The sequence below is a fragment of the Pseudomonas sp. EU05-FHT14B02 genome (assembly GCF_058791055.1).
Map to the genome: position 1 here is coordinate 54,122 of NZ_JBYTDD010000024.1, position 13,206 is coordinate 67,327.

The 13,206-nt window shown below is 60.2% G+C and carries 10 protein-coding genes; 4 read left to right on the forward strand and 6 right to left on the reverse strand.

What is annotated here, in order from left to right; genetic code table 11:
• Positions 1-4: 4 nt before the first annotated feature.
• The 4 genes from AC3WTM_RS21055 to lpxC all read left to right on the forward strand — a co-directional run bounded on the left by AC3WTM_RS21055 (position 5) and on the right by lpxC (position 4,440).
• Positions 5-874 carry a cell division protein FtsQ/DivIB gene (locus AC3WTM_RS21055; protein WP_102670997.1) on the forward strand — a complete coding sequence of 290 codons (870 nt, stop codon included), beginning with the start codon at positions 5-7 and terminating at the stop codon, positions 872-874.
• A gap of 15 nt (positions 875-889) precedes the next feature.
• Complete coding sequence (ftsA, locus tag AC3WTM_RS21060; RefSeq protein ID WP_102670998.1) at positions 890-2,149, forward strand: cell division protein FtsA; 1,260 nt, start codon at positions 890-892, stop codon at positions 2,147-2,149.
• A gap of 73 nt (positions 2,150-2,222) precedes the next feature.
• Positions 2,223-3,416, forward strand: a complete 1,194-nt coding sequence (gene ftsZ, locus AC3WTM_RS21065; RefSeq protein WP_008016708.1) for a cell division protein FtsZ — start codon at positions 2,223-2,225, stop codon at positions 3,414-3,416.
• A 112-nt stretch (positions 3,417-3,528) separates the two neighbouring features.
• Complete coding sequence (gene lpxC, locus AC3WTM_RS21070) at positions 3,529-4,440, forward strand: UDP-3-O-acyl-N-acetylglucosamine deacetylase (RefSeq protein ID WP_007916984.1); 912 nt, start codon at positions 3,529-3,531, stop codon at positions 4,438-4,440.
• Between the two features lie 136 nt (positions 4,441-4,576).
• Here the strand turns inward: lpxC and AC3WTM_RS21075 are convergent, their stop codons facing one another.
• From AC3WTM_RS21075 to AC3WTM_RS21100, 6 genes are all read right to left on the reverse strand, one after another.
• A complete protein-coding gene (locus tag AC3WTM_RS21075; protein WP_102670999.1) occupies positions 4,577-6,079 on the reverse strand; it encodes a sensor domain-containing diguanylate cyclase in 1,503 nt (500 codons plus the stop codon).
• A 247-nt stretch (positions 6,080-6,326) separates the two neighbouring features.
• Positions 6,327-6,551, reverse strand: coding sequence for a hypothetical protein (locus AC3WTM_RS21080; RefSeq protein ID WP_102671000.1), 225 nt, complete (start codon positions 6,549-6,551; stop codon positions 6,327-6,329).
• A 251-nt stretch (positions 6,552-6,802) separates the two neighbouring features.
• Positions 6,803-8,167 (reverse strand): heavy metal sensor histidine kinase, encoded by a 1,365-nt coding sequence (locus AC3WTM_RS21085; protein WP_102671001.1) that lies wholly within the window; start codon positions 8,165-8,167, stop codon positions 6,803-6,805.
• The gene (locus tag AC3WTM_RS21090) at positions 8,157-8,834 is read right to left on the reverse strand and encodes a heavy metal response regulator transcription factor (RefSeq protein WP_056726212.1); all 678 of its coding nucleotides are present in this window, start codon (positions 8,832-8,834) and stop codon (positions 8,157-8,159) included. Before AC3WTM_RS21090 ends, AC3WTM_RS21085 begins: the two co-directional genes overlap by 11 nt.
• A 9-nt stretch (positions 8,835-8,843) precedes the next feature.
• Complete coding sequence (locus AC3WTM_RS21095) at positions 8,844-11,945, reverse strand: multidrug efflux RND transporter permease subunit (protein ID WP_102671002.1); 3,102 nt, start codon at positions 11,943-11,945, stop codon at positions 8,844-8,846.
• Positions 11,942-13,102, reverse strand: a complete 1,161-nt coding sequence (locus AC3WTM_RS21100) for an efflux RND transporter periplasmic adaptor subunit (protein ID WP_102671003.1) — start codon at positions 13,100-13,102, stop codon at positions 11,942-11,944. Before AC3WTM_RS21100 ends, AC3WTM_RS21095 begins: the two co-directional genes overlap by 4 nt.
• Positions 13,103-13,206: the final 104 nt, after the last annotated feature.

Here is a 13,206-nt window from a genome sequence, read left to right on the forward strand (position 1 = left end):
GGCCATGCAAGGCGCTCAGCTCAGACATCAGCCCTCCGCACCGACCGGCCGCAAGCCGGTACCGCGGGGTGCCAGCCGAATGGTGGCCAAAGAGCCGATGTCCGCGCGCCTGCCGAAAGCCAACTTTGGTTTTCTCAAAGCGTTGTTCTGGCCGGTACTGCTGGTGGCTTTGGGGTTCGGTACTTACGAAGGCGCGACACGGTTGTTGCCGTATGCCGACAGACCGATCACCAAGATCAACGTGCAGGGCGACCTGAGTTACATCAGCCAGCAAGCGGTGCAGCAGCGGATCGCCCCCTACGTGGCGTCGAGCTTCTTCACCATCGACCTGGCGAGCATGCGCACCGAGCTGGAACAGATGCCATGGATTGCCCACGCCGAAGTGCGCAGGGTGTGGCCGGATCAAGTGGTGATCCGCCTGGAAGAACAGCTGCCAGTGGCCCGATGGGGCGACGAGTCGCTGTTGAACAACCAGGGCCAGGCCTTCACCCCGCGCGAGCTGGCGAACTATGAACACCTGCCACAGCTGTTCGGCCCACAGCGGGCTCAGCAGCAAGTGATGCAGCAATACCAGGTACTGAGCCAGATGCTCAGGCCGCTGGGCTTCTCGATTGCACGCCTCGAACTGCGTGATCGCGGCAGCTGGTTCCTGACCACCGGCCCCGGCAGTGCGGGTCCCGGGATAGAACTGCTGCTCGGACGCGGCAACCAGGTGGAAAAGATGCGCCGTTTCATCGCCATCTATGACAAGACGCTCAAAGAACAGATTACGAACATTGCGCGCATCGATCTGCGCTACGCCAACGGCCTCGCTGTTGGCTGGCGGGAACCTGTAGCGCCCACGGCAGCCCAACCCGCTGTCGCGAAGAATTAAGAAGAGGCAGGACCCATGGCAAACGTGCAAAGCGGCAAAATGATCGTCGGTCTCGATATCGGCACCTCCAAGGTGGTGGCGCTGGTGGGCGAGGTCGCGGACGACGGCACGCTGGAAATCGTCGGGATCGGCACCCATCCGTCCCGTGGCCTGAAAAAAGGCGTGGTGGTGAACATCGAGTCCACCGTGCAATCGATCCAGCGCGCCATCGAAGAAGCGCAGCTGATGGCTGGTTGCCGCATTCACTCGGCGTTCGTCGGCGTGGCCGGTAATCACATCCGCAGCCTGAACTCCCACGGCATCGTGGCGATTCGTGATCGCGAAGTCAGCTCGGCGGACCTTGAGCGTGTGCTCGACGCTGCCCAGGCCGTGGCGATCCCGGCTGACCAGCGCGTGCTGCACACCCTGCCGCAGGATTACGTAATCGATAACCAGGAAGGCGTCCGCGAACCGCTGGGCATGTCCGGCGTACGTCTGGAAGCCAAGGTCCACGTGGTCACCTGCGCCGTCAACGCCGCACAGAACATTGAAAAATGCGTGCGCCGCTGCGGTCTGGAAATCGACGACATCATTCTCGAGCAACTGGCTTCCGCGTACTCGGTACTGACCGATGACGAGAAGGAGCTGGGCGTGTGCCTGGTGGACATCGGTGGCGGTACTACCGACATCGCGATCTTCACCGAAGGCGCGATCCGTCACACCGCGGTGATCCCTATTGCCGGTGACCAGGTGACCAACGACATCGCCATGGCGTTGCGCACTCCGACCCAGTACGCCGAAGAAATCAAGATCCGCTACGCCTGTGCCCTGGCCAAACTGGCCGGTGCCGGTGAAACCATCAAGGTGCCAAGCGTTGGCGATCGTCCGCCGCGCGAACTGTCCCGCCAGGCCTTGGCCGAAGTGGTCGAGCCGCGCTACGACGAGCTGTTCACGCTGATCCAGGCCGAACTGCGCCGCAGTGGCTACGAAGACCTGATCCCGGCCGGCATCGTGCTGACCGGCGGTACGTCGAAGATGGAAGGCGCTACCGAACTGGCCGAGGAAATCTTCCACATGCCGGTGCGCCTGGGCGTGCCTCACGGCGTGAAAGGTCTGGATGACGTGGTACGCAACCCGATCTATTCCACCGGCGTCGGCCTGTTGATGTACGGCCTGCAGAAGCAGTCCGACGGCATCTCGTTCTCGGGCATCGGCAGTCGCGACAGCTACAGCAACGAAGAGCAACAGGCTCCGCTGCTGGACCGCCTGAAGAAGTGGGTCCAGGGCAATTTCTGAAGATTTACCGCAATACCGTTACACCGAAGCACGCAGTAGGCGAAAAAACTAGAGAATGTAAAGGAGAGGGAAAATGTTCGAACTCGTAGACAACATCCCCGCAAGCCCGGTAATCAAAGTTATCGGTGTCGGCGGTGGCGGCGGCAACGCTGTCAACCATATGGTCAAGAGCAACATCGAAGGCGTCGAGTTCATCTGCGCCAACACCGATGCTCAAGCGCTGAAAAACATCGGCGCGCGGACCATCCTGCAACTGGGCACCGGCGTGACCAAGGGCCTGGGCGCTGGCGCCAACCCTGAAGTCGGCCGTCAAGCCGCTCTGGAAGACCGTGAGCGCATTGCCGAAGTGCTGGCCGGCACCAATATGGTGTTCATCACCACTGGCATGGGCGGCGGTACCGGTACCGGTGCTGCGCCGATCATCGCCGAAGTGGCCAAGGAAATGGGCATCCTGACCGTTGCGGTCGTGACGCGTCCGTTCCCGTTCGAAGGCCGCAAGCGTATGCAGATCGCCGACGAAGGCATCCGCATGCTCTCCGAAAGCGTCGACTCGTTGATCACCATTCCCAACGAGAAGCTGCTGACCATCCTCGGTAAAGACGCCAGCCTGCTGTCGGCTTTCGCCAAGGCAGACGATGTACTGGCTGGTGCCGTCCGCGGTATCTCCGACATCATCAAGCGTCCGGGCATGATCAACGTCGACTTCGCCGACGTGCGTACCGTGATGAGCGAAATGGGCATGGCAATGATGGGCACTGGCTGCGCCAGCGGTCCGAACCGTGCACGCGAAGCCACCGAAGCGGCCATTCGCAACCCGCTGCTCGAAGACGTGAACCTGCAAGGCGCTCGCGGCATCCTGGTGAACATTACCGCCGGTCCGGATCTGTCCCTGGGTGAATACTCCGACGTGGGTAGCATCATCGAGGCATTCGCCTCCGAGCACGCGATGGTCAAGGTCGGTACCGTTATCGATCCGGACATGCGCGACGAGCTGCACGTAACTGTCGTTGCCACAGGTCTGGGCGCTAAAATCGAGAAGCCTGTGAAGGTCATCGACAACACCGTTCACACTTCGATGGCTGCACAGCCACAACAACAGGCCCCTGTTCGTCAGGAAGCTCCAGCGGTGAACTACCGTGACCTGGACCGTCCGACCGTCATGCGCAACCAGGCTCAGGCCGGTGCTGCGACTGCCGCGAAGATGAATCCGCAAGATGATCTGGACTACCTGGACATCCCGGCTTTCCTGCGTCGTCAGGCCGATTGATGGAATGTATCAGGGCTATGAAGGTGATTGGTGTTCAGCAAAGGCGTGGTCTGCTATCATCGCCAGCCTTTGTTGATACCAGTTCGCAATTTGCGCTGAAGCGGCCCAAGCCATGATTAAACAACGCACACTGAAAAATATTATCCGTGCCACAGGTGTAGGCCTGCACTCCGGGGAGAAGGTCTACCTGACCCTCAAGCCTGCGCCTGTCGACACTGGCATTGTGTTTTGTCGCGCCGACCTCGACCCTGTGGTGCAAATTCCTGCCCGCGCGGAAAACGTCGGTGAAACCACTATGTCGACCACGCTGATCAATGGCGACGTCAAAGTGGACACGGTAGAGCACTTGCTCTCGGCCATGGCTGGCCTGGGCATCGATAACGCCTACGTCGAGCTCTCCGCGTCCGAAGTCCCGATCATGGATGGCAGCGCTGGACCCTTCGTATTCCTGATTCAATCGGCAGGCCTGGAAGAACAGGACGCCGCCAAGAAATTCATCCGCATCCTGCGTGAAGTGACAGTGGAAGACGGCGACAAGCGCGCCACTTTCGTCCCTTTCGAAGGGTTCAAGGTGAGCTTCGAGATCGATTTCGATCACCCGGTTTTCCGGGACCGCACCCAAAGTGCAAGCGTGGATTTTTCCAGCACTTCGTTCGTAAAAGAAGTCAGCCGCGCCCGTACTTTCGGTTTCATGAGTGACATCGAGTACCTGCGCAAGCACAACCTCGCACTCGGCGGCAGCGTTGAAAACGCTATTGTGGTCGACGCCGATGGCGTACTGAACGAAGACGGCCTTCGCTATGAAGACGAATTCGTGAAGCACAAGATTCTCGATGCAATTGGTGACCTCTACCTGCTGGGCAATAGCCTGATTGGTGAGTTCAAGGGCTTCAAGTCCGGCCACGCACTGAACAACCAGCTGCTGCGCAAGTTGATTGAGCAGACAGATGCCTGGGAAGTCGTGACGTTCGAAGACGCCAGCACTGCACCGATCTCTTACATGCGCCCGGTTGCGGCCGTGTAAGCAAAAAACCTCTCTAGTTTTTTAAAGGCTACCTTCGGGTGGCCTTTTTTTTTATGCCCTGAAGTTTGTAGTGTCCGGGCTGGCCTCATCGCGAGCAAGCTTGCTCGCGATGGTGTCCTCCCATCCAATGAAAATCCTATTCGGCACACACTACCCGGTTACGCCCCCCTTCCTTGGCTTGATACAGCGCCTTGTCCGCACTGAACAGCAATTGCTCCAGGCTGATATCGCTGGCCGCCGTCCAAGTGGCAATACCGATACTCACACTCATCGGCTGTTCACCGACGTCCACCAGTGGAAGTTTCTGCACCGCCTCGCGGATGTGCTCGGCGATCTGCTTCGCGCCTTGACTGTCAGTTTCGGCCAGGACCACCGAAAACTCCTCGCCGCCATAGCGCGCCACCAGGTCTGCCGGGCGATGGACATTGGCGCGGATGACCTCGGCCAATGCCCGCAAGGCTTCGTCGCCGGCCTGATGCCCGTGCCGGTCATTGAAGGCCTTGAAGTGATCGGCATCGATCATCAGCAACGACAACGGCCTGCCACTGCGCTGCGCACGAAACCATTCATGGCGCAGGGTCTGATCAAGGGATCGACGGTTGGCCACGCCGGTCAAGGCATCGGTGGCCGCCAGTTGCGCCAATTCCTGCTCGGCACTTTGGCGCCGTCGCAGCTCGCGGCAGAGCAGCCAGGTCAGCCACAACAGGCCGATGCACAAGACCCCTGTTGCACCGCTGATCACATAGGCCGTGCGGTTCCAGGTGGCGAACACTTCGTCGATGGAAAGGGCCACGATGACGGTCAGCGGCAAATTGCCGACTCGGGTAAAGGTGTACAGGCGCCGTTGATGATCGACACTCGACACGCTTTCAAAGGTACCACTGCGCTCGCGCAGCATGCGTACGACGTTGGGACGGCTGGAGAAGCTTTTACCGATGGCGTTTTGCTCCCGGTACGGTTTTTGCGCCAGGAGGATCCCGTCATCGTTAATGATGCCCAGCGTACTGCCGTTGCCGATGTCGAGGCTGTTGAACAGTTGGTCGAAGTAGCTCATGCGCATCGACGCTACCGCGACCCCCAGAAATTCACCCGTGGACGAAGAAATGCGCCGGCTGAAACTGATGCGCCATTCGTCGCTGTCATCGCAGTCGCAGCGCGGCTTGAACGGTCGGCTGATGAACATGCCGGTGTCGCGATTGGAGACATGGGCCAGGAAATAGTCGCGGTCAGCGAAGTTGCCTGGTTTCGGCTCGATCAATGATGAGTCGGCCAGCACGTCGCCGTGCTTGTCCAGCAGCAGGATGTCGCCCTTGTAGCGCGCAGTGGTGGAGCGGTCGAACAGCACCAGATGACGGATCTGCGGAGCAACCTGTTTAAGATCGTCCCGTTGGGCGGCGGCGATCAGGCCCTGCAAGGTCAAATCATAGAGCTCGACCGTACGCAGGACATCGGCATCGATCAGTTGCGCGATGGTGGTCGCGCTGCGCGTGGCGGTCTGCTGGGCGTAGGCGTGTTCGCGGATCAGCAGGAAAGTGACGATGCACAGGATCGAGATGACGGTCAGGGTACTGCCGAAGATCACCATGATCTCGGGTCGCCCGGGTGGGCCTTGAATATGTGGGGTGCGGCTTGCGGTCATAGGGCTGACGTCTGCTAAAGGGACGTAGTAAGCGTAGTTGCATAAACGTAGCAGCCGAGTGAATCGTTCCCGTTGCTCGAACGATTGATCTTAGGTGCGGGCGTCAGTGACTTTCGTTGCGGAAATTGCAATGAAGGCCGAATCGCCACTATAAAAAAAGCCGCTGACAGCAGCGGCTTTGAAGACAACTTCTCAAAGGGAAGATCCGATGAAAAGTGTCGAGGGAAACGGGAGAGATCGGTGCGGATCAGCTGTCTTTCTCGGCCAGTGGCTGGGCCTGGATGCTGGATGCCTGCGGGGCTTGGGAGTCTTGAGCAGCCTTGACCGTCATCTCGATCTGATGCTCTTCGAACGTTGCAGCGCGTGCGGCGTTATGCGCGACGAAAGTCTGCGATTCTTCCGCCATCGCCAATGGCGACAGGAACAAAGAGGACAAAACGAAAGCGCTGGCAATACCCATACTGTTGGACATTTTTAAAACCTTCTTGCTTGGCAAGTGCTGTTTGGTGCGGGCAAAGATAAGGATATGAGGCGAGGGGAAAAAGAGCGGATTCATGAAAGGACTGTTGCGCTTATGGCAATAGTTGATTGGCCGCTTACTTATATGTGTTCAACCCAATCCATTGTGGGAGCGAGCTTGCTCGCGATAGCATCACCTCGGTTCAGAAGTTGCACCGAGTCGCCTGCATCGCGAGCAAGCTCGCTCCTACAAAGGAAAAGGGATCAGACGGGCAGATGAATCCCGAACGTATTCATCCCATGATCACTGTGCACGAACACATCCCCGCCATGCATCAACGCAATCGCCTTGACGATGGCCAGCCCCAGACCGTGATTGTGGCCGCTGTTACTGCGTGAGGCATCGATCCGGTAGAAGCGTTCGAACAGGCGCGGAAGATGTTCGTTGGCAATCGGCGAACCCGGGTTGGCGACGCCGATGCTGACTTGATGCTCCTGGGCTTCGATCCGCACTTGAATCACCTGTCCGGGCGCGGTGTGCTGCACCGCATTATTCAGCAAGTTGATCAATGCCCGGCGCAGATGGGCGATCTCGATGCGCACCTGCGCGTCACCACTGACCTCAACCTGGACCTGAGCGTCTTCGAGAATGAAATCCAGATATTCCAGGGTCGTGGCCACCTCATCGGCCAGCGAGGTTGAGGTGAGCTTGGTCGCCTTGCTGCCCTGATCGGCGCTGGCGAGAAACAGCATGTCGTTGATGATCGAACGCAGTCGCTCAAGCTCTTCGAGGTTCGATTGCAGCACTTCGAAGTAATGCTCGGCGGAGCGCCCGCGGGTCAATGCGACCTGGGTCTGGCCGATCAGGTTGGTCAGTGGCGAGCGCAGTTCGTGGGCGACATCGGCGTTGAATGACTCAAGGCGCGAGTAGGCTTGCTCGACCCGTTCCAGGGTCGAATTGAACGAGCTGGCGAATTGATCGAGTTCCGGCGGCAACGGTGACAATCGCAAGCGCCCCGAGCGCAACGGCGGGGCCAGGCGCTGGGCTTCCTGGGACAGTTTGATCAGCGGCTTGAGTCCGATCCGCGCCACCCAATAACCCAGTGCCGAGGCCAGCAGCACACCGACAATCGCCAGGCTGATCAGCGCGACCAGCAGGTGATGCTGGGTATGGAAAAACGTTTCGGTGTCGATGGCGATCATGAAGCGCAACGCTGGGCGCTGGTCCTTGGCCGGGAACTCGCTGACCAGCACTTTCAGCGGATACTGTTGCTCCGGCAGATGCATGTCGCGCGTACCCAGCGGGCCTTGGGCAAAGGCACGGATCTGCGAGGTCAGGTTGCCGTATTCGTACTGTGGATCGCCGCTGATGATCCAGAAACTGATGCGCTTGTCTTCTTCGCTCAGCAGGTTGAGCTTGTTGTTGATCTTCACCCAGTGCTCTGGCGTGCCGTAACGGCCGACCGTGGATTCGAGCACGCTGTAGCGCGCATCGAGTTCGGCTTCTGGCAGCAGGCCCAGGCCTTTGTCGACCTGCTGGTACAGCGCCCAGCCGATCAGCAGGAACACCAGCAGCGCCACCAGCGTGAACATTGCGCTCAGACGCAGGGCGATGGAATTACTGGACACCACGGCTCTCCAGCACATAACCCATGCCACGAATGGTGTGCAGCAGTTTCTCTTCGAACGGCCCGTCGAGCTTGGCCCGCAGGCGTTTGATCGCGACTTCGACGACGTTGGCGTCACTGTCGAAATTGATGTCCCAGACCATCTCGGCAATGGCGGTTTTCGAGAGGATTTCACCCTGGCGCCGTGCCAGTACGCTGAGCAGCGAGAACTCCTTGGCGGTCAGGTCCAGGCGTGTACCGGCGCGGGTGGCCTTGCGGCTGATTAAATCTATCCACAGGTCGGCGATGCTCACTTGCACCGGTTCATGACCGCCGCTGCGCCGGGTCAGCGCTTGCAGGCGTGCCACCAGTTCAAGGAAGGAAAACGGTTTGCCCAGATAGTCATCGGCGCCTTCACGCAAGCCCTTGATGCGGTCTTCCACACGCTCGCGGGCGGTGAGCATGATCACCGGGGTTTGCTTGCGCGCACGCAAGGCGCGCAACACACCGAAGCCGTCGAGGCCCGGCAGCATGACGTCGAGGACGATCACCGCGTAGTCGCTCTCCAGCGCCAGGTGCAGACCTTCCACACCATCGCGGGCCAGATCCACGGTGAAACCCTGTTCCGTCAGGCCGCGATGCAAATAGTCTGCGGTTTTTTCTTCGTCTTCGATAATCAGAACGCGCATGACCCCGCCTCAGTCTGTGATCGCCAGCGCCGGTACGGGCGAAGGTTTGGGCCTGTGAAATAACCGCTCAAGCCACAAGTATATGACCGGTGTGGTGAACAGCGTCAGCGCCTGGCTCACCAGCAAACCGCCGACGACGGCGATCCCCAGGGGCTGGCGCAACTCGGCGCCGGTGCCATAGCCGAGCATCAACGGCAGAGCGCCGAGCAGGGCGGCGAGGGTGGTCATGATGATCGGCCGGAACCGTGTGATGCAGGCCTTGAAAATTGCGTCCTCGGGCGACATTCCGCCATTGCGCTGCGCTTCGAGGGCGAAGTCGATCATCAGGATGCCGTTCTTCTTGACGATACCGATCAACAGCACCAGTCCGATCAAGGCCATGATGGAAAAGTCCTGGCCACAAATCCACAGCATGATCACCGCGCCGAGGCCCGCCGAAGGCAAGGTCGAAATGATCGTCAGCGGGTGCACGAAGCTCTCGTAGAGCACGCCGAGAATGATGTACACCGCCAACAGCGCCGCCAGGATCAGCCACGGCTGGCTGGCCAGCGAACTCTGGAACGCCTGGGCCGCGCCCTGGAAATTACCGCTGATGGCGGTCGGCATGCCGATGTCGGCCTTGGCCTGGTTGAGCATGATCACCGCATCGCCCAGTGCCACGCCGGGGGCCAGGTTGAACGACAGGTTGGCGGCGGGGAACATCCCGTCATGGGCGATGGACAGCGGGCCGACAGTCGGCGCATCGAACCTGGCCAGGGCCGACAGCGGAACCATTTCCCCGCTCAGGGGCGAGCGCAGGTAGAAGTAGTTGAGGCTTTCGGCCTTGCCGCGCTGCTTTGTATCCAGTTCCAGGATCACGTTGTACTGGTTGATCTGGGTCTGGAATTCATTGACCTGACGCTGGCCGAAAGCATCGTACAGGGCTTCGTCGACGTCACTGGCGGTGAGGCCGAAACGTGCCGCGGCGCTACGGTCGATGCTGATGTGGGTGATGCTGCCGCCCAGTTGCAGGTCGTTGGAAATATCGCGGAACGCCGGGTTGGCGCGCAGTTTTTCCGTCAAGCGTTGGGTCCAGGTGCTGAGGGTCGCACCGTCGTTGCTCTTGAGCACGTATTGGTACTGGGCGCGGCTCGGGCCGGAGCTGAGGTTGATGTCTTGCCCTGCACGCAGGTACAGGACGATGCCCGGGACTTTCATCAGTTGCGGGCGAATCCGGTCAATGAATTCGCTGGCCGAAACATCACGGTCGCCCCGTTTTTTAAGGGCGATCCAGAAGCGACCATTGGCGATGGTCTGGTTGCTGCCCGAGACGCCGACCGAGTGGGAAAATGCTTGAACCGCAGGATCAGCGGTGACGATTTCGGCCATCGCCAGGTGTTTTTTCACCATGTCGCCGTAGGAAATATCCGCAGCTGCTTCGGTGGTACCGAGAACAAAGCCAGTGTCCTGTATCGGGAAGAAACCTTTAGGGATAAAGATGTACCCGGCGACCGCCAACCCCAGGGACAAACCGAACACGCCGATCATCAATTTCTGGTGGGCGAGGGCACGGCGCAGGCCTTTTTCGTACCACGCCAACAGGCGCTCACCGAACCCCGGTTTGCCGTGGGCATGATGCACGGGCGCGCGCATGAACAGCGCAGCGAGGGTCGGTGCCAACGTCAGCGAAACCACCACCGAAATCATGATGGTGGAGGTGGCGGTCAGGGCGAACTCCTTGAACAGCCGGCCGACCACACCGCCCATGAACAGCAGTGGAATGAACGCCGCCACCAGCGAGAAACTGATCGATACCACGGTAAAACCGATCTCGCCGGCGCCCTTGATCGCCGCCTCGCGCATGCCGTCGCCGGCTTCCAGATGCCGGTGAATGTTCTCCACCACCACGATCGCATCGTCCACCACAAAGCCCACGGCGACCACGATCGCCACCAGTGTGAGGTTGTTCAGGCTGAAGCCCATGACGTACATCAGCGCAAAGCTGGCGATCAGCGACACACCGAGCACTGCCGACACGATCAGCGTGGCCGACAGTTGGCGCAGGAACAGCGCCATCACCGCCACCACCAGCATCACAGCGATCATCAAGGTGATTTCCACCTCGTGCAGCGAGGCGCGGATGGTCTGGGTGCGGTCGATCAACACCTTGACCTGCACCGAGGCCGGCAACATCGCTTGCAGCGCCGGCAGCGCGGCCTGAATGCGATCCACGGTCTCGACGATGTTGGCGCCTGGCTGGCGGAAGATCACAAGGTTCACGCCCGGTTGCGAACCCGCCCACGCCTGAACGTAGGCATCTTCCGAACCGTTGACGACTTTCGCGACATCCTTGAGGTGAACCGGTGCACCGTCCTTGTAGGAAACGATCAACTGGCTGTATTCGTCGGGGTGGAACAACTGGTCGTTGGTGGACAGAGTTGAAATGCTTGATTCGCCGTACAACGCCCCTTTGGCCAGGTTGAGGCTGGTCTGCTGAATCGCCAGGCGAATGTCCGCCAGGGTCAGGCCGATGGCGGCGAGTTTGTCGGCGGACACCTGGACACGGATCGCCGGACGCTGCTGACCGGTGATGACGACCTGGCCTACACCGTCGACCTGACTGAGCTGACGGGACAACAGGGTTTCCGTCAGGTCGCTGAGCTCAGGGCCTGGCATCAGCGAGGAGTTGACGCTGAGGATCAGCACCGGGCTGTCGGCCGGGTTGACCTTGCGCCAGGTTGGCAGGTTCGGCATGTCCTTGGGCAGTTTGCCCGCGGCGGTGTTAATCGCCGCCTGCACTTCCTGGGCGGCGGTGTCGATGCTCTTGTCGAGGGTGAATTGCAGGGTCAGGTTGGTCGAGCCCAGTGCACTGCTCGAGGTCATCTGGGTTACGCCGGGAATGGCACTGAATTGCACTTCAAGGGGCGTGGCCACCGAGGAAGCCATGGTTTCCGGGCTGGCGCCGGGCAGTTGCGCGGCCACCTGGATGGTCGGGAATTCTGCCTCCGGCAACGGCGCTACCGGCAGGCGCGGAAACGCGATGACACCCAGCAGTACCAGGGCGAACGTCAGCAGGACCGTGGCCACCGGGTGGTCGATGCACCAGGCTGAAATCGAACCATGGCCCTTCATTGCGCCGCCTCCGATCGCACCACTTGAGGTGGCTCGGTCAGCACTTGCACAGTAGCGCCGGGCTTGAGCCGCGACTGACCATCGCTGACCAGTACATCACCCGGCTTCACACCCTTGATGATGTCCTGGCCGCTGCCTTGATAGACCATCTGTACCTGCACGACTTCGACCTTGTCCCCATTGACCCGGTACACGAAGTGCTGGTCGAGGCCGCGTTGTACGACTGTCGGCGGCACCACCAGCGCATCTTTATCCAGGGCTGTCTGAATTTTTACCGTCACCAGCAGGCCCGGCCAGAGTTTCTGTTCGTCGTTGTCGAATTCGGCTTTGGCGCGGATGGTGCCGGTGTTGGCGTTGATCTGGTTGTCGATCAGGGTCAGGTGACCTTCGCCGAGCAGGTTGCCGGTTTCGCCGTCGGTGTCGGCCCCGATGTAAGCCTTGACACGGGCGTGCTGTGGGTCGTTGATCAGGCCTTGCAGGGTCGGCAGCATTTGCTGCGGCAGGGAGAACTCCACAGCGATCGGGTCGATCTGGGTCACTGTGAATAGGCCTTGGGTGTCGGTCATGCGCAGGAAGTTGCCTTCGTCGACGGTACGAATGCCGACACGACCGCTGACCGGGGAGCGAATTTGTGTGTAGGAAAGCTGTACCTCGGCGGAGTCAATCGAGGCCTGGTTACCTTGGGCGGTGGCCTTGAGCTGGTTGACCAGGGCTTGTTGCTGGTCGTAAGTCTGCTTGGACACGCCGTCGTCGACACTCAACAGCTTGTAGCGCTTGAGGTTGACCAGCGCCACTTGCAGTTGCGCCTGGCTTTCGCCCAGTTGTGCCCGGGCCTGGTCGAGGCTGGCGCGGATCGACCGGTCGTCGATGGTGGCCAGCAGGTCACCTTTTTTCACCAGTTGGCCTTCCTTGACCAGCAATCTGGTGAGGATGCCGTCGATTTGCGGGCGGACCACGACGCTGTGCAGGGACAGTACCGAACCGATGCCGCTGACGTAGCGGGGTACGTCTTTTTCGGCGACGGCGACCACGCGCACGGGGATGGCGGTGGGGGTGGCGAGTTTGGCCTTGGCCGGTTTGGTGGCGTACCACAGGCCCAGCGCTGCCAGGACGATCAGAAGGGCGACGAGCAGGGCGGATTTTTTCTGGATTCGCATGCGAGTGGGGCGCCGGGGCTGGGTGGTCGGTAGGTGGGTAAGGTAGTTTCCTTTATAAACCTGTTTGCTGGTCAGGAGGGTGACGGCTAACTGACGGCGCTGTC